Source organism: Sedimentisphaera salicampi (assembly GCF_002117005.1).
GTDB classification, from domain to species: Bacteria; Planctomycetota; Phycisphaerae; order Sedimentisphaerales; family Sedimentisphaeraceae; genus Sedimentisphaera; species Sedimentisphaera salicampi.
In genome coordinates, this window is sequence record NZ_CP021023.1 from 2,806,622 (window position 1) to 2,823,592 (window position 16,971).

Genomic DNA, 16,971 nt, shown 5'->3' on the forward strand with positions numbered 1-16,971 from the left:
CCGTTACTTTTCGCTCTTGTTTAGTATCTCAATTTTCACTTTTATACTGTTGTCGATGATGTATGGAACATCAATTTTGTTCTTAACCCAGTCGTAAACCGGCTGCACTTTATAATTCCGCTTCGGATTAGCTATCACGGCCGCTCTGCTGTCGGGAAGGTTGGCCAGATTGAATTTTCCGTAGCTTATCCCGCTGCGCTGAGTTTTCATATAAGCATAGAGCCCGATGCGTTTTCCGAAGCTCATATCTTTTCTGATTGCTTTTACCATTGAATCGAAATCATCGTAGAGAGTCCTGTCCGGCTCCATTTTATTCACGAAGGCCTTGTATTGAGAAGTGCCCGATATAAGGATTTCCTTTTCTCCCGGGGCTGCATCTTCAGGGATCTCCAGAGAAATCTGAGCCCTCTTTTCATTTTCGAATTCCTTTTCAAGGATAAGGTCAATGTTTACCTCATCTCCGGGCCGGATTTCCAAATCGCTAACCTCCGCAGAGGTGATTTTCGCCTGAATATTTTTATCTTCGATTCGTGATGTAAAATCTATGCTGTGAATTTTGGGTCTGTGGAATTCGTTGCTTTGAAGCAGGCCAAGTATTCCGCCTACCTCGTAGGCAGCCGTTCTCATTCCAGCCCCGCTGGATATGTTGTCAATAACTATATCATCAATCCCCTCCACATCCAAAACAGCTTTGTAATAAACTGAGTGAAATTCGGGGGGCTGTGAATTTTTTGAGGCGGTGCTGGTGATAATGCTCTGAGCAAGCATAGGCGAGAATAACCGATGGTCTGCAAGCAGGCATTCATAAACCTTTGTTTTCGGGGTATCGTATGAAAAGATTTTGGAGGTCATTTTAATTTGCGGAGGCTTTTTGCCTATCTCCCCGTATATCCCCGTTTCCTCATCCGCTGTGAGTGTACCGACAGGCATAGTTGAAGATGCCAGTTTCATTGATCTCTGCTGACTTGCAACAACTGTATGCACAATGCCCGCAGAGAAGGGCAGTTCAACCTTCCCCTCGCCTGTGAAAGGATGGCCGAAAGCGAATATCTTATCGCCTTCAACAGCGGTTAATGTGCCCACTACGCTCATTTTTATATCCCCGTCAACAAGCGGGACGCAAATTACAGAACCGGGCTCAAAATTTGGCAGTGCGTTTGAACTGCTGCCCCCGCCCGCTGCGTTATAAAGCATATTCTCCGCAGAAAGCCCTTCCAAGCCGGAGACAGTGCTGGGTTTGAATGACGAGCATACAAGGCTCTGCTGACCTGCCAGCAGATTTGAGGCTTTTGTGTTAATTTTGCGGCAGATTGCCTTGTAGTTGAGTTCGCTCTCGGTGAGGTTGGCTATGCTTGATGGGGATTCGATTATTTGAAGCTGTTTTTTCCGCCTGTCTATAGCGAGCATTTCCTCTATTGGCGTAACGCCGTAAAGGGGGTCTTTCGGGAAGCTCCAGCCAAACGCAAGTGCTCCGGCTATACGCCCGTCTATTACAACAGGGGAGCCGCTGCAGCCTGCAACAGGACCTGTATGCTTGAATTTCTTGCCTGTGCCCATAATGAGGAAGGCGTCCTGACCCGGGCGGTAGTCTTCCATTACGCTGATAACCCGTATAGGAAATTTTTCAATCTCCGTGCCCTTGTAAACGCTAAGGGCATAGCCTTCCATGCCCGCTTTAACTTCTTCAAGAGGCATATATTTTGAAGTGTCTATCTCTGATGCTCCGCTTATGCTTACTGCTGCAGCCAGCAATAAGGCCGGAAAGGCAATAAATAAAAATTTTTTTCTGTGCATATCAATTTCCTGTTGCTTATTCTGCAAATTCCTTTTCCGCCGATTTGTACGAAAAAAGCCTGCAGAGGTTTAGCGTTTTCGTAATCTGTAATCCAGTTAAATTTTATAAGTGTTAAACAAGTATTGCAAGCCAAAAGCAAAGTTTCTATAATGTCCGTTTTGTAATCTAATTTAAATATGTAGTTTAATAAGGGTTGAATAATGGATTCTGAAGAACGCCATGAATTAAAGCGTAACGATTTTGAGGAATTTATCAAAAACGCGCCGGGTTTTATAAAGAAATATATAAGGGAAATAATAAGCATTTGCCTTATAGTTGCAGCGGGAATTATGTGGCTTGCCAAGGAGGAGCCTGTAAGACCGGAAGTTAAGCAGCAGGCTGCGGTTAATGACATATTCCAGGAGGTTAATACCAAGCTCGGAGAAATCAGGCAGGGAGAGGCAGAGCCCGCCGCTATAGACCCGCTGATAGAAAAAGCATTGTCTAAGGCCGATAACCTCACTTCCCCTGTGCAGAGGGGCTTTGCTTATGTTAAGGCCGCTGATGCGATGCGTGCTTCGATATGGAAGCAGGACGCACAAGAAAGCGAAATAAAAGAGGCTCTTCAGATGTATCAGAAGGCCGAGGAAACTGCTTCCGAAGATCCGCTTGTTGACGGGATGGCTAAATTCGGGACTGCCCTTTGCCGGATAGATCTTGAGCAGTTTGATCAGGCCTCAAACATCCTCGGGAAGCTCGTTACAAGCGAAAAATACTCTAACACCGCTTTACCCGAACTTGCAGAGAAAAGACTCAAATTCATTTCAGATTTGAAAACTGATTTTAATTTTGCTGAAAACAATTCCGCACAGCAGGAAAATGAGACTGCACAAAAAGAGCAGAATCAGCAAAATGAACAAAGTTCCTGATTTGAGGTAAGAATTATGCGTGTCTGCGGCATTTGGGAGCCGCTGAGCATTTTATTTACGTTAATTCAAACCTCAAACAGTTATGAATATCAGTGAAAAGCAGTACAATCAGGCAGATTTGGATCAAAACCAGATTTGGACACCTGAAGGCAGGTTTGCAAACGCCACTGAGCTCCAGAATCTTTTGGATAATTATCAGGGCGGCGAGCAGATTTGTATTAAGGTAGGGCCGAATCTGAAGTTCAGGCGTATAGACCAGTATATGACCTCACGTTTCAACTGCTTTTCAAGAACTCTCGTTCAAAGGCTGATCCGTTCGGGCGAGATTCTTGTAAACCATGAGCAGGTGAAGATATCTCACCGCCTCAATCAGGATGATATAATTCAGATTACCCTTCCTGCCCCTGTGGATCAGGAGGTTGTTCCAGAAGATATCCCTGTTGACATTATTTATGAAGATGATGATATAATCGTTTTGAACAAAAAACCGTGGATGGTGGTTCATCCTGCCAGATGCTATAAAACCGGCACTCTCGTCAATGCCCTTGCATACCACTGCAAAACGCTTTCTTCAGGGAGTGAGAGGATGCGTCCCGGGATTGTTCACAGGCTCGATAAAAACACCACAGGCTGCATTATAGTTGCTAAAAACGACGATGCACAATACAACCTTGCCCAGCAGTTCAAAAACCGATCTACAAAGAAAAAATATCTTGCTGTAGTTCATGGCACCCCTGAGCTCGACAGCGATATGATAAAGAATATGTTAGGCCCCCACCCGACCGTTCGGGAGAAATTTGCAGTTCGTTCAGATGAGGGCAAAAAGGCTATTACGGTGTACAAGGTGCTTGAGCGGTTCAACGGGTATGCGTATGTGGAGATAGACATCCACACCGGCAGAACGCATCAGATACGCGTTCATATGTCTCATCTGGGCTATCCGATAGTTGCAGACAAAATGTACGGCGGTAAGGTTGTTTATCCTTGGCAGATTAAAAACGAACTGCCGAGCCCGCAGGACATCCTGATAAACCGCCAGGCACTCCATGCAGGCTGGCTTGAGATAAATCATCCCCGTACCGGCGAGAGAATGAGCTTTGAGGCGCCTTTACACCACGATATGGCAAGCCTTCTCGATATGCTCAGAACATACCGCTGATTCAGCTTTCCTCCTGCCCGCTTTGATTATTTTCTTTAGCTAATGTATGTTTTCTGCTTTCTGAGAAGAGGAAGATCTTTTCTATCGGCACACCGTCCGCCTTTTTTCTCAGCAGGGTATATATAATTGTGGAGCAGCAGTAGTAGAAGCTGACCATAAAGCTTGCGATAACGCTGATAATCAGGAGTATGGCAATGTTCAGAAGCAGGTGCTCAGAGCCGAAATTTGTCCCGTTTCCCATCGTCCCGCTGAGATTGAAAAATACAGGCCTTGCCCAGTGCTCTCTGAGACCCCAGTCTCCGCTTATTGCTGAAACTTCAAAGAAGGCGTAAGTGATTCGAAGCATTAAATATGCGCACAGCCTCACGAACATATAGCATACTGCCCCATAGAATACGCTTATTAGCGAATAGAACAGCAGATACCATGGTTTTGTATAAGCGTAGCCGTATGAGCGGTTTACCGCCTCGTTGAAATCTGAATTTTCAATTGTAATTGTTGGCGCCATCATATGCACCCCAGCAAGAAAGCCTATAAGAATAAGCGTGATTACAAATCCGATTATGAGCCCGAAAACAGCGCAGAATCCGAAGATAAAATCTCCTACAGCAGGCAGACGCCCAGCTGCACCTGCAATAAATATTATAAAGCCAAGAAATATCATAAGAACTATCGGTGCAAGAGGAGCGCAGAGAAGATCCCATACCTTCTCAGATGCAAACCTCAGGCCTGCCCCCGGGCCGGTTTTTGTGCCGGAGCAATGCTCTATCGCAGCGCTTCTGCATACCGCTCCGCCGAAAAAGGCCAGCACGCAAACTGAAATAAGATAATAGGGGATTGCGAAGAGCGGATAAAATTTGATAGACCAGAAAATTGTTTTGGCAAGGTTGCCCAGCTCCGTAAAAATGCCGAGAGCATTTAGTTTTACGCTTTCAAGAGTGATGTAATTTATGCTGCCCGAGATCTTCCAGCCCAGCGCCCTGAAAACTCCTATCTGCCTGCTGAATTCAGCATTCCTAAATTTATGCAGTTCGTGAGGTTTGTTAAGATAAACATCTATCTCTGTGATTGGGGACTTGCCTTCAGTAATTTCCGCCACTTCAGGGTGAAACTTTTCGGCCTCACTTTTGTTAATTATATTCACCCCCTTCTCAAGGTGCTGCAGCAGATAGCCCGAAGCTATAAGCAGTATTACCCCGAGGAAGGCAATAAAGAGCCTTGAAGGGTTTATGGCAATCCTGAATGCCTTGAAAATCTGGGTGAAATAAAGGTTCTTAAAAAATTCACTGAGACATCTGTTCGTGCCGGATTCGCTGTTCATAATTCTTCTCCGGTATCATAATATTCCTGCTTTTCCATTGTGTATTCCTCGCTGAGCCAGCTGCCAAGATCCATATATCTGCACCTTTTGCTGCAGAATGGGAAATGAGGGTTTTCCTTAAGGCCGCGAATTTCTTTCCCGCATTTCTTGCAGGAAAACACTTTTTTATTTGCATAACTATTCATTTTATATATTCTCTCATACTCTGTATGTTTTTGGCAAGAAAAAACTGTAAATCCCAATTTTAGAATACTTATTATAATGACTAAGAGAAAATTACAAAATTCAATATGTGAAACGCAAATTATCCCGAGATATTCAGAAACAGATCAGGGAGGGATAGTACACAACAGCGTTTACTCGATATACTTTGAGATAGGCCGTACCGAGCTTCTGCGTGAGAACGGTATGGCGTATTCATTTTTAGAGGAAAATAACTGCCGGATGGTGGTGGCTGAGATTCAGGTTAAATTCCGCAAACCGGCATACTACGACCAGAAGCTAACCTTGAGAACTGAGTGCACTAATGTAACTAAGGCTAAGATTGAACATACATACACCCTTTTCAGGGATGATACAAAGGTAACCGTTGCTGAGGGCAAAACAATTGTAGCCTGCGTTGACGGCGAAGGAAAGCCTGTGAAAATACCGGATTTCCTCTACCCTGCTGACTAATCTCAACCAATATTTTCGCTCAAGAATAAAAAACGGGCGGGAAAATCCGCCCGTTTGAATTTCGGCTGAAAATCTTGGAGTTTAATCTGCTCTGTATATGATATCAAATAAGGCTCCGTTTTTAGGGGTGAGAGATCTTGTATCCGAGCTGAGCATATTCCAGAAGAAATCACTATCCCCGCTGCCGTAACCCGGCAAAACTCCTTCATCCATATCAGCGTTGTAGGTTCCTCTTATCGTAAGCCCTGAGCCCTCTGAGTATAAGCTGCCGTCGTAATCGTAGGTCTTCCATGAGATTGTAATAGCATGATTGTCCGTTTCGTCGTAATCATCTATTATAAATTTCCCGTATCTGCCTTCGTTGGTCTCGTAGATGAAAAACGAATCAATACCAAACCGATTTCCGTCTGAGGCGTCTATAGAATCCGATGAAAGCTCACTTGTTCTTTCGTCTATGTCCCGCCAGTTTACATTAACATAGGAAAGAACCTCCCGCAGCCAGTCTTTGGCCATCAAAGCAACATCCCCGAGGTCAACGAGATAATCTCCGTTCACATCTGCAGCTGGGCGAATATCATCTATATATTGAAGCCTCGAATTGTAATACACATCTGCTTTTCTGTCCCAAATCTGCATATAAACCGCTTCATGGTCTTCTCTGTTAATTGGGTATTTCAAGTCTCTGAAATCTTCTGCCGAATTAATTGCACAGTTTCCGTAGATTTGAAGGTCATCCTGATTGTAAAACAGCACCCATGATCTGCTTGAGTTGTAATTAAGTCCGCATGGCGCCAGCTCCGGAGCATCTTCAAACATCTGATCTGGGTAGGCTTCTGCGTTCAGCAGCTCAATATTAACCTGCCCGTCAGGGTAGTAGTCTGTTATTCTGAATTCAGGCCGTGGCAGATCCTCGTAGGATGTCCAACTATCGTAAATGTTGTAAACCTTTGCTGTGATACTATTTGAAGAAGTAGCAAGAACTTTCATTCCGCTGGGAATAGAATCTACAATGTTCCCGTAATACATATCGCCGTACTGAGCTGCTCTGCCGCCGTATTCTGAATAAAAACACGGATAATCATCAGAGTCGGTAAAATATGTATAGCCGTTAGAATCAAGCGATATATATCTGCAGTAGTAGGTGTTCGCTGTGCTCCATTTCTCTGTTCCGTTTATTTGGTACAGCTCATTTCTGTATTCTCCGTCCGGTTCGTTGTATTGAACTGCAAACATATCTCCTTCAGGGGAAATAGCAGCGCTTGTTATATTATTCCCTTCGACAATATCATAATTTGAAAGCACATTTCCAGCGGTATCAGTTATGATAATATCGCTGTTAGTTCGCAGAAGAATCTTGCCTGCTGTTTCGCTTAACGAAATCCCCCAAAGCGTCCAGCCGTCGGTTTCGATGGTCTTGTCTTGAAGAATTGTACCATCGCTCACCCGCATTTTAATGAATTGGTTAGATATCACTGCGTAGATAGTTGAGCCGTTATTGGTAATGCTCACTTTCCAGCCTTGACTGCTGGGAGTGGGTACTGAAAAGCTGTTTATTAAACCTCCAGAACTGTTTAGGATGTAAATGTCATCGCTTCCCTGGACACCTACAGCTATAATCTGGCCATTAGCAGATAAGGCTATAGATTCGGTTGCACAATCTTCGGGCAGGGTGTATTGCCCGTTAAGCTGCCCTGTATATGCATCGTATATTCTGATATTCCTGCTAAACTCGCTGCCCAAAACCGCGATATTGCCCGCCGCCGATATCTTTGCATGATTGATTGGGAAGGTGGCGGTAAATGTACATTGATGTGAAATTTGAAACGATGCCCAGCTCAAAGATGCTGCAATCAGCATAAGCCAGACAGAAACCTTTAACGTTTTCATAATGTTTCCCCTTATAAAGTTAAGCAAATAGTAAACAACTCATATACCTATATTAGCTTGTTGGCTTAAGGGTTTCAATACTTTTCTCTTTTTAAGGGGAAAATGGCGATTAAATTTTAAAATAAACAGTGTATTTACCTGTTTGAAAAACTGATGGTATTTGGTGCAGAATGGTTAGCAGATTTATGAAGTTTAAAATTTCCGGATTTAAAACTAAAAAGGGCGGATTATTCCGCCCTTTGAAGTATCTGTTGAAGAGGTTTTCAGCTGCTATTCTTTTTTGCTGCTGTTTTCGCCTTCAATTTCAGCTATGGCCTGTTTCCTTGAGAATTTCAGCCTTCCCTGTCTGTCTATCTCGGTTAACTTAACCGGCATAATATCACCGATTTTGCAGATGTCTTTGGCGTTTTTAACGAATCCGTCGCTGAGCTCGCTGATATGGCAGAGGCCTTCAACGCCCGGAGCAATCTCAACAAACACGCCGAATTCTTTGATAGACACAACCACTGCATCCTTGAAAAGGGCGCCTATTTCAGGTTTTTCGGTGATGGCCCTTATGAGCCTTTCAGCTTCTATCTGTCCATCGCCTTCAGTTGTGCTGATTGTAACTTTTCCGCTGTCGTCAATTTCAACGTTAGTGTTTGTTCTTTCCTGGATAGCCTTGATTGTAGCTCCGCCCGGGCCGATTATCTTCCCGATTACTTCCGGATCCACCTGCATTGAAGTGAGCTTCGGTGCATACTTGCTGAGTTCAGGTCTGGCCTCAGCGATTGTAGCTCCCATACTTTCAAGTATCCTGAGCCTTGCTTTCCTTGCCCTCTCCAGCGTTTCAACGAGAATCTCCTGAGGCAGTTCGTGCTTTTTAAGATCAAGCTGGATTCCAGTGATGCCTTCTGTAGTACCGGCTACCTTGAAGTCCATATCGCCGAAATGATCTTCTTCTCCAAGGATATCAGTGATAAGCTGATACTTATCATCATCGCTCACCATTCCCACAGAAATACCTGCAACCGGCTTTTTCAGCGGCACGCCTGCATCCATAAGGGCTAAAGACCCGCCGCAGATGCTCGCCATCGAGCTTGAACCGTTTGAACCGGTAATATCCGATACCACTTTAATCGTGTAAGGGAATTCCTCCTCAGACGGTATAACAGACCGCAGAGACTTCTCTGCAAGAGCTCCGTGGCCTATTTCACGTCTTCCGGGGCCTCTTATAAAGCGAACCTCGCCTACTGAATAAGGCGGGAAGTTGTAGTGCAGCATAAACCTCTGGCCGAATTCTTCGTGAACCCCGTCAACGATCTGTTCATCTTTGCCTGTTCCGAGGATCACAGAGATAAGTGCCTGAGTTTCGCCGCGGGTGAATATTGCCGAACCGTGCACCCTCGGGGTTACCCCGACACGGCAGTCCAGCTGCCTGATTGTATCGTAATCTCTTCCGTCCGGCCTTTTGCCTTCGAGAATCATCTTTCTTGTAACTTCTTTTTCGAGCTTATCGAACAGGTTGTTCACTTCCATCTCTGTGCTCAGGGGCTCTTCGCCTTCACAGAGCTCAGCGATGAGATCTTCCTGAATCTTATCAAGAGCTTCCTGCCTGTCCTGCTTGCCTTCAATATTTTTCGCTTCAGCGATCTTGTCTGAGGCGTATTCGCGGATTTTTGCCTCAACATCGGGATTCTCTTCCCTGAGGTTGCAAATCTTCTCTTTTCCGCATTTTTCCTGCAGCTCATTTATCATCCTGCAGATCTCGCTGTTGATGCTCTGGCCGAACTTCACGGCTTCAGCCATCTTCTCTTCGCTTATCTCATCAGCCTCAACCTCAATCATATTGAGATTGTTTTCTCTGCCTCCGAGCATAAGGTCTAAATCTGAATTCTGCATCTGTGAAACGGTTGGGAAGGCAGCAAGCTTGCCGTCCAGCATACCCACTTTGCAGGCTCCTATTGGCCCTTGGAACGGGATAGTGCTTATCGTAAGAGCAGCAGAGGCGGCTATTATAGAAAGTACGTCAGGGTCGTTTTCCTGATCGGCGCTCAATACGTTAACCATAATCTGCACTTCATCGTAGTAGCCCTCTGGGAAAAGGGGGCGGATTGGCCGGTCGATGCAGCGGGCTGTCAGCATTTCTCTGTTGGAAGGACGACCTTCTCTTTTCATAAAGCCGCCTGGGAATTTCCCAGCAGCCACCTGACGCTCCCTGTAGTCAACCATCAGGGGGAAGTAGTCAGCGTCTTCTTTTGCGTCTGCACTGCAGGCTGCTGCAAAAACTACGGTCTCTCCGTAGGTTACTGTAACAGCACCATCGGCCTGATTGGCAAGCAAACCTGTTTCGATTGAGAGTTTCTTGCCGGCGATTTCTTTTTCAACTTTGTGAATTTCAAACATTTACTTATTCCTTAATTTACATACATTTTGCAGGACACATCCCGCACTTAAAAATTTACAAACAGAAAAGGCGCCTGCAGCCACATATAACTCTGCACGCGCCTTATTACATATTTATTTTTTACCAGTCAGACATTACTTTCTCAGTCCGAGCCTCTTTATCAGCGATCTGTACCTCTCAACATCCTTGTTGGCTATATACTTCAGAAGAGACGCCCTTGTGCCCACCATTTTCAAAAGCCCGCGTCTTGAAGCGTGATCTTTCTTGTGGGTTTTCAGATGTTCAGTCAGTTCATTGATTCTTTCAGTGAGAATGGCAATCTGAACCTCCGGAGAACCAGTGTCTTTCTGGTCTGTCTGGTAGTCGTTAATAATTTGACTTTTCTTTTCCTTATCTATCATTTGAAACCTTTCATATATACTTTAAAAACATACGCCCCGGCCGAGCGTTACGCAGGCCCGAGCCGGGCTAAGCCTTCAAAGCTTGCTTATCTGTGGGAGAATTATAATTTTTATTCCTTCTAATGCAACAAAAATACGCCATTTTCGCCTGAAGAGCCGAGGTTTTTTCTGGATGTAAGCAAAGAATTAAATAAAATATCTTAACAAACAGAGATAAAAGTTGATAATTATAAGCCGGACTACCGGAAAATTTTTAAGAGGTAACTGATGTTTAGAAAACTTATTATTCTCCTGCTCGCTGCAGGCTGTTCATTTGCTGTAACAACGAAACAAATTGATGATATCCGCGCCGCTTCTTCTCTAAGCGATGAAGATGCTCAAACACTTGCCGCATTTATAGACCAGCAGTTTGATGAGATGCTTAATGCTGACGACCTCTCCGGAGCAGTGAAGGCTATGGACCAGCTAATTCTGAGAAAGCCCAAAGAGGGGCAGGAGCAGTATAAGAGCCAGTTCGTCCAAACGCTAAAAGAAAATATTGCTTCAGTGATGAATGTAGCTGACACTTGGGAAGACAAAACATTCGCAGCGGGTTTTCAGGTGATGATGGCGAGGATGGCCTCCCAGCTCGACAGCTCTGAATTCTTCCAGTTCGCCCGCTCACTTTCTGAATCTTCCCAGCCCTCATCAAGATACTGGGCAGTTAAAATATGCCTCACTCCAAATAATCTCAGCACTATAAAGCAGGGCGGCGCGGGTTCAGAAGAGCTTTTAGCCGCTCTGAAAGATATGTCTGCTCAGGAAGATACGGCTCTTGTAGGGAGAAATGTTTCAAAGCTCTGCTCTGAGCTTAATAACGACGATGCAGATGATATGCTTGAGAGCCTTATGAACCGCAGAATGGAAGTTTACTCCAAGGGCGAGGCGAAGAATGAGTATTGCGATGCTGAGCTCTTCAAAGCAGCCGCTTCAAGGATTGAGGCAGGAAACGACAGCCTCAAGGCCCCTTTTACGCAGACTTTTGCCTACATTGTTGAAAAATATTCCATCGCTTTAAGCCCTGAGAACACCCTTGATAAAAAAAGCAAGGCTCAGCTTGGAGCTCTTATAAGTGAGATAGAGAAAAATATCCTGCCCGGATTAGGAGTAAGCGATTCCTCTATAACCTCGGCAATCCAAAAGCAGGATTATCAGGCACTTCAGGAAAGCTACAATAAAGTATTCGGCGGCGAGGATTCAGAAGGGCTCCTCCCTGAGCAGCTTGGTTTTACTTATCAGGCCGGCCAGACCCCTCAAAGCTTAAGCATCTGAATCGGCTCAACTGATTTAATCACAGGAAGGCTCTCAAATGGCGGGAAAATCCAGCGTCTTTAAGTTCTTTGTAGTATTGATTCTGCTTATCCTTGTATTCCTCCAGGGGCTCGAGATGAAACAGTCCGACAGGCTCTTTGAGAGGGTAAATCAGCTTGAGAAAAAGGTCTCAGGAAAAAGCAGCAGGGTATATCGCCCGGCCTCTGATGCAGATTCGGCTGAAGCTGCCGCTAAGGACGGCGGCTGGCTCATCTGGAGACTAAGCGCAGAACCGCCAACCCTCAACCCCATTACCGCAAAAGATGCCTATGCGGATATGATTGTCGGTTCGAAGAACTGTTTTGTATTCGAGACCCTCGTAAAGCGCAACCGCGACAGCCTTGAATACGAGCCTCTCCTTGCAGAGAGCTGGGACATATCTGATGACGGGCTCAGAATAGAATTCCGCCTTAAGGATGATATCTGGTTCTCAGACGGCGAGCCTGTAACAGCCGAGGATGTGAAATTTACCTACGAAACAATTATGGACGTTGAAATTGACGCTGCGAATATCAGGAATTATTTCGTTGATTTCAAAAGCTGCGAGGTTGTGAACGACAGGACAGTGGTTTTCAATATGAAGCGTCCGTACTTCCTCGCATTCGGTATGATCGGAGAAACTCCGATTATCCCCAAGCACGTCTATGAGTATGAAGATGCTCAGGATTTCAACTCGAATATTTCAGACCCTGTCGGAAGCGGTCCGTTTGTTTTCGGCCAGTGGGATGTAGGGGATAAGATTGTACTCGAGAAGAACGAAAATTACTGGGGCGAGGGTGTTAATTTCGAGAAGCTTATATATAAATTTATAAGCAATGATATGGCCGCTCTCACTGCCTTGAAATCCGGTCAGATAGATGTGATGGCCCCTCTGCCCGAGCAGTACACAAGCTATAAGGACAGCGAGCAGTTCAAGGAGAAATTCAATATATACAAATATCTCATCCCTGACAACAGCTACACTTACGTTTCCTGGAACTTTGAATGCGAGCTTTTCCAAAGCGGCAAAGTTAGAAATGCATTAACCCATCTTATAGACAGAGAAAAGATTAAAGACCACATCTGGGAAGGCCTTGTAAGGATTGTGAGCGGGCCTTTCAGTCCGGGCAGCCCGCAGTGCAACCCGAACGTTAAGCCGCTTGAATTCAGCCCCGATAAGGCAAGAGAGCTGCTCAGCGAGGCAGGCTGGGAAGATACAAACGGAAACGGAATCAGAGATAAAAACGGAAGAGAGTTCAAGTTTAAGCTGATGATCGTCAGCGGCTCACCCATTACTGAGCAGACAGCAAAAGTCCTCAAAGATCAGTTTTCTCAGGCGGGGATCATTATGGAGGTGGATCCGTTCGAATGGTCGGTCTTTCTCGACAGACTCCATAAAAGGGATTTCGAGGCAACAACCCTCGCTTGGCAGGGGGATGTGGAAACTGATCCATATCAGATTTGGCATTCAAGCCAGATAGCAAAGGGCGGTTCGAATTATATCAGTTACAAGAATGAAACTGTTGACAACATTCTCGAAGAGGCCAGAAGAACCCTTGATGATGAAAAAAGAAATCGCCTTTATCACCGCTTTCACAAAATCCTTAACGACGAGCAGCCTTATACGTTTATGTTTGCGAGGCCCTCAATAGCGTTTATGAACAATCGAATTAAAGGTGTGAAGGTGCATAAACTCGGAGTAAACATTAAAGAGTGGTATATTCCAAGCGAGCTGCAAAAATACTGAGCTGCTTTAACTCCCTGAAACCCGCAAATTAACGCATAAACAACGCCTGATTTCATCGGGGGCGATTTTTCTCAAAAATCTTCTTGAAAAGATATTGTGAAATTATAGAATTCCTCTTCTCTCAAGAAAAAAGCCGGAATGCCAGCGTAGCTCAGTGGTAGAGCACTGGTTTTGTAAACCAGCGGTCGTGGGTTCAAATCCCACCGCTGGCTTTTTTCATTTATGAATAGATTGTACGCAGCCGGATTCAAGCGTGCCGGCAAGAGGCTTAATCTGGGGAACTTTTATGCAAAATGCTATAAACAAAGCCAAAGCCTTAATTGAAGCGATGGAGTACATTCGCCAGTTCAAAGACAAAATTGTCGTTATAAAGCTTGGCGGAAGTATTCTCGACGACGAAGTGCTTCAGCGTGAACTGCTCAGAGATGTGGTATTTATGCATACCGTGGGGATAATGCCGCTGCTCGTGCATGGAGGCGGAAAACACATCTCACGAGCAATGGAAACCTCCGGAATCGAGCCAGAATGGGTTCACGGCCGGCGATACACAGACCGCATTACCCTGAAAATTGTAGAGCATACGCTCATAAATGAGGTTAATAAACCCCTTTGCGATATTCTCACCGAGCTGGGCTGCGATTCCATGGGGCTGCATTCAATGAGCAGCTGCGCTGTTACCGGCAAGCCTCTTGTGCTCAGGGAAGACGGCCGGAAGCTGGACCTCGGCTACGTTGGCGAGGTGGAAAGCGTAAACAGCAGGCTTCTCGAAAAGCTCTGCCGTGCCGGAACAATTCCAGTGCTTGCTCCGCTGGGCATTGATATAGCCGGGCAGAAGCTCAATATCAATGCGGACAGCGTTGCTGGGGTTGTGGCGTCTGCTGTGGGGGCGGAAAAGTTTGTTCTGCTAAGCGACACCCACGGTATACGCGAGAATATCGATGATCCAGAATCGAGGATTTCATCGATAAGCGAGGATGAAATCAAAAGCCTTATAGATAAGGGCGTAATAGCTGGCGGTATGCTGCCAAAGATAGATTCGTGCCTGAAGGCCATAGACGGCGGGGTGGGCAAAGCCCACATAATTGACGGCCGTCTTCAGCATTCTCTGCTTCTGGAGATATACACGGAAGAAGGAATCGGCACACAGATTACCAAGTAAGGAATATTATGGATACTCAAGAAGTTTTAGAATTATTCGATAAATACGTAATAGCAAATTACGGCCGAGTTCGCAAGGTAATTGTGAAGGGCGAGGGCAACTGGCTCTACGATTCAGAAGGCAATAAAATACTCGATATGTTCCCGGGCTGGGCAGTAAGCGGGATAGGCCACTGCCACCCTAAAGTTACCAGCGCCATCAAATCGCAGGCCGATCAGCTCCTGCACATAGACAACACCTTCTACACCGAACAGCAGGGAAGGCTTGCCGAACTTATAAGCACAAAGAGCTTCGGCGGGAAGTGCTTCTTCTGCAACAGCGGAGCGGAGGCAAACGAGGCTGCTCTCAAGCTTGCACGCCTTGCAACGAGCAAGGATAAATATAAAGTTATAACAACCCTCAACAGCTTCCACGGAAGAACATTTGCAGCGGTTTCAGCTACAGGACAGCCGAAGCACCACAAGGGTTTCCTCCCGCTTCTTCCAGGGTTCAAGTATGTTCCGTTCAATGATATTGAATCCCTTGAAGAAACGTTCGATGAGGAAACAGCAGCTATTCTCGTGGAGCCAATACAGGGCGAAGGCGGCATAAACCCTGCCACAGAAGAATATATGCTCAAAATCCGCGAGCTGTGCACAGCCCATGGGGCGGTAATGATTCTCGATGAAGTGCAAACTGGTATGGGACGCACAGGCGAGTGGTTCGGCTATCAGCATTACGGCATTGAGCCGGACGTTATTACTCTGGCCAAGGCTCTCGGCGGAGGCGTTGCCATCGGAGCTATAGCAGCTCGAAGCGAAGTAGCGGCATCTCTTGTGCCCGGCACACACGCCTCAACTTTCGGCGGTAATTCGCTCGCTTGCGCAGCATCAATTGCCGTTTTCGAGGCGATAGAAGAGGAAGGTCTCCTTGAAAATGCAAGAAAAATGGGCGAATATGCAGCCGAAAAGCTCACCGATATAGCTGAGAAGTATTCGGTGATTCAGGCCGTTCGCGGCAAGGGGCTTATGATTGGCATTCAGTTTTCCGCCCAGTGCAGCGAGCTTGTGAATATATGCCTTGAGAAGGGGCTAAGGATAAACTGCACTCAGGGAAATGTTATACGGTTTATGCCTTCAATGACTGCCTCAAAAGAAAATATTGATGAAGCGCTGAAAATTTTCGAACAGGCTCTGGGTGAGTTTATTAAAGATTCTGAGGATGCTGATTAGTTTTAGTTTACGATTTAGAACAGTTTCCCAAATGCTTTATACGGAAAATCGATTATGGATCACTTTTTGTCAATTAAAGATTGTTCAGCCGACCAGCTTGAAGAGCTGCTTGAGCTTGGAATTGATCTGAAAAAACTCTACAAATCCGGCGCTAGAGACCTCTGCCTTGAAGGAAAAATTCTCGCTATGCTCTTTGAGAAGCCCAGCCTTAGAACGAGAATGAGCTTTCAAACCGCAATGATAGACCTCGGCGGGCAGGCCGTTTACGTTAAAACAGAGGAAGATGCAGGCGGAATCGGCAAACGCGAGCCTGTGAAGGATTTTGCAAGAGTTCTCACCGGCTATGTTGACTGCATTATGGCAAGAACTTACGCTCACAGCACCGTTACAGGCCTCGCAGAATGGGGCGATGTGCCTGTGATAAACGCCTTAACAGACTTCTCGCATCCCTGTCAGGCGATGGCCGATGTGCTGACTGCCCTTGAGGTGTTTGATAAGCTTGAGGGGATTAAATTTGCCTATATCGGCGACGGGAACAATGTTGCCCGCTCGCTTGCAAATGCCTGCGCTAAGCTGGGGATGGAGCTTGTGATAGCAGCCCCGCCTGAGCATATGCTTGATGAGGAATCTGTTCAGCAGGCTAATTCAATTAAGGCTGATTCTGTATCCCAGTGCAGCGATCCGTTTAAGGCCGTTGAAGGGGCAAATGTGATATATACCGATACGTGGGTAAGTATGGGGCAGGAAAGCGAGAAACAGCAGAGAATCAAAAGATTCAGCGGCTATCAGGTCAATGGCAGCCTTCTGGGAAAGGCTCCGAAAGACTGCCGGGTAATGCACTGCCTGCCCGCATACAGAGGTTATGAGATAACAGACGAGGTGATGGAATCGCAGCAGTCTGTTATCTTCCAGCAGGCAGAAAACCGCCTGCATTTCCAGCGGGCGCTGATTAAATATCTGCTTGCCCGTTAGGAAAACGCTTTGTTAATTGTT

The 16,971-nt window shown here is 45.8% G+C and carries 14 protein-coding genes and 1 tRNA gene; 9 read left to right on the plus strand and 6 right to left on the minus strand.

What is annotated here, in order from left to right; all coding sequences use genetic code 11:
- Positions 1 to 3 precede the first annotated feature (3 nt).
- Positions 4 to 1,794, minus strand: a complete 1,791-nt coding sequence (locus STSP1_RS10865) for a SpoIVB peptidase S55 domain-containing protein (RefSeq protein ID WP_085756352.1) — start codon at positions 1,792 to 1,794, stop codon at positions 4 to 6.
- A gap of 201 nt (positions 1,795 to 1,995) precedes the next feature.
- Between STSP1_RS10865 and STSP1_RS10870 the strand changes: the two genes are divergently transcribed.
- Positions 1,996 to 2,703 carry a tetratricopeptide repeat protein gene (locus tag STSP1_RS10870; RefSeq protein ID WP_085756353.1) on the plus strand — a complete coding sequence of 236 codons (708 nt, stop codon included), beginning with the start codon at positions 1,996 to 1,998 and terminating at the stop codon, positions 2,701 to 2,703.
- Between the two features lie 82 nt (positions 2,704 to 2,785).
- Entirely contained in the window at positions 2,786 to 3,862 is a 1,077-nt protein-coding gene (locus STSP1_RS10875) for an RluA family pseudouridine synthase (RefSeq protein ID WP_085756354.1), read from the plus strand.
- A 1-nt stretch (position 3,863) separates the two neighbouring features.
- Here the strand turns inward: STSP1_RS10875 and STSP1_RS10880 are convergent, their stop codons facing one another.
- Together STSP1_RS10880 and STSP1_RS10885 are read right to left on the minus strand one after the other, a co-directional pair.
- Positions 3,864 to 5,183 (minus strand): hypothetical protein, encoded by a 1,320-nt coding sequence (locus STSP1_RS10880; RefSeq protein ID WP_085756355.1) that lies wholly within the window; start codon positions 5,181 to 5,183, stop codon positions 3,864 to 3,866.
- Positions 5,180 to 5,368 carry a DNA gyrase inhibitor YacG gene (locus STSP1_RS10885; protein ID WP_085756356.1) on the minus strand — a complete coding sequence of 63 codons (189 nt, stop codon included), beginning with the start codon at positions 5,366 to 5,368 and terminating at the stop codon, positions 5,180 to 5,182. The genes STSP1_RS10880 and STSP1_RS10885 overlap by 4 nt, the downstream gene beginning before the upstream one ends.
- Before the next feature lie 76 nt (positions 5,369 to 5,444).
- Here STSP1_RS10885 and STSP1_RS10890 point away from each other — a divergent pair, with 76 nt between their 5' ends.
- A complete protein-coding gene (locus tag STSP1_RS10890) occupies positions 5,445 to 5,858 on the plus strand; it encodes an acyl-CoA thioesterase (protein ID WP_085756357.1) in 414 nt (137 codons plus the stop codon).
- 81 nt (positions 5,859 to 5,939) lie between these two features.
- Here STSP1_RS10890 and STSP1_RS10895 read toward each other — a convergent pair whose 3' ends face one another.
- From STSP1_RS10895 to rpsO, 3 genes are all read right to left on the minus strand, one after another.
- Positions 5,940 to 7,745, minus strand: coding sequence for a WD40 repeat domain-containing protein (locus STSP1_RS10895; protein WP_085756358.1), 1,806 nt, complete (start codon positions 7,743 to 7,745; stop codon positions 5,940 to 5,942).
- A 270-nt stretch (positions 7,746 to 8,015) separates the two neighbouring features.
- The gene (locus STSP1_RS10900; protein ID WP_085756359.1) at positions 8,016 to 10,130 is read right to left on the minus strand and encodes a polyribonucleotide nucleotidyltransferase; all 2,115 of its coding nucleotides are present in this window, start codon (positions 10,128 to 10,130) and stop codon (positions 8,016 to 8,018) included.
- 135 nt (positions 10,131 to 10,265) lie between these two features.
- Entirely contained in the window at positions 10,266 to 10,532 is a 267-nt protein-coding gene (gene rpsO / locus STSP1_RS10905; RefSeq protein WP_085756360.1) for a 30S ribosomal protein S15, read from the minus strand.
- A gap of 267 nt (positions 10,533 to 10,799) precedes the next feature.
- Here rpsO and STSP1_RS10910 point away from each other — a divergent pair, with 267 nt between their 5' ends.
- The 6 genes from STSP1_RS10910 to argF all read left to right on the plus strand — a co-directional run bounded on the left by STSP1_RS10910 (position 10,800) and on the right by argF (position 16,950).
- On the plus strand, positions 10,800 to 11,843 hold the full coding sequence (locus STSP1_RS10910) for a hypothetical protein (protein WP_085756361.1): 1,044 nt from the start codon (positions 10,800 to 10,802) through the stop codon (positions 11,841 to 11,843).
- A gap of 37 nt (positions 11,844 to 11,880) precedes the next feature.
- The gene (locus STSP1_RS10915; RefSeq protein WP_085756362.1) at positions 11,881 to 13,608 is read left to right on the plus strand and encodes a peptide-binding protein; all 1,728 of its coding nucleotides are present in this window, start codon (positions 11,881 to 11,883) and stop codon (positions 13,606 to 13,608) included.
- Between the two features lie 140 nt (positions 13,609 to 13,748).
- Positions 13,749 to 13,820, plus strand: a tRNA-Thr gene (locus STSP1_RS10920).
- A 74-nt stretch (positions 13,821 to 13,894) separates the two neighbouring features.
- A complete protein-coding gene (argB, locus tag STSP1_RS10925) occupies positions 13,895 to 14,767 on the plus strand; it encodes an acetylglutamate kinase (RefSeq protein ID WP_085756714.1) in 873 nt (290 codons plus the stop codon).
- An 8-nt stretch (positions 14,768 to 14,775) separates the two neighbouring features.
- Entirely contained in the window at positions 14,776 to 15,978 is a 1,203-nt protein-coding gene (locus STSP1_RS10930) for an aspartate aminotransferase family protein (RefSeq protein WP_085756363.1), read from the plus strand.
- Positions 15,979 to 16,032: 54 nt separating this feature from the next.
- Positions 16,033 to 16,950: an ornithine carbamoyltransferase gene (argF, locus tag STSP1_RS10935; protein WP_085756364.1), complete on the plus strand. Its 918-nt coding sequence runs from the start codon at positions 16,033 to 16,035 to the stop codon at positions 16,948 to 16,950.
- Positions 16,951 to 16,971 lie beyond the last annotated feature (21 nt).